The organism is Candidatus Symbiopectobacterium sp. NZEC135 (assembly GCF_025962695.1).
Window position 1 is genome coordinate 1 of sequence record NZ_JAGFPF010001394.1, and the last position, 562, is coordinate 562.

At 60.9% G+C, this 562-nt stretch carries 1 protein-coding gene; it reads right to left on the reverse strand.

Features of this window, described 5'->3' with window-relative positions:
• On the reverse strand, nt 1–562 hold a 562-nt coding region (locus tag J5224_RS34450; RefSeq protein WP_264629321.1), incomplete at both ends, for a thioesterase II family protein.

Here is a 562-nt window from a genome sequence, read left to right on the forward strand (position 1 = left end):
TGTAATCGGCCCAGGCACAGGCTTCCTCGGCGGGAAGATCGGGATCGTCCCGTCCGGCGAGCACATCGATCGGACAACCAATCACCGGCGTGTCATGAGGTCGATAATTTTCGATCAAGCGATAGTCGCTGCGAATAATCGGCACCAGCAGCGCAGCCAATTCCGGCGATTCCACCAGCGCATTATTGCGCGGATTCAAACGACGCAGTTCGGCCAGAATATCGCTGTCGCTACTGCGATGAACGGCGCTGTCGCGCGGGTGATAACGGGGTGGTTGCCGACCAGAGACAAACAGATGTCGCGGCGGCATGCCCTGCGCTTCCAATCGCACCGCCAGCTCATGCGCAATCGCGCCACCCATACTGTGCCCCAGCAGCGCGTAGGGCCGGGCCGCGATGTCGCGTTGCAACTCGGTCATCAGCGTGTCCAGCAGGCGTGACATATCATCGATGGTCGCTTCGTTAAAACGATCTTCTCGCCCTGGATATTGCACGGCGGCAACGGCGATCTGCGCATCAAACAGCGTTGACCAGGCACGAAACGCGCTGGCTCCGCCCCCGGC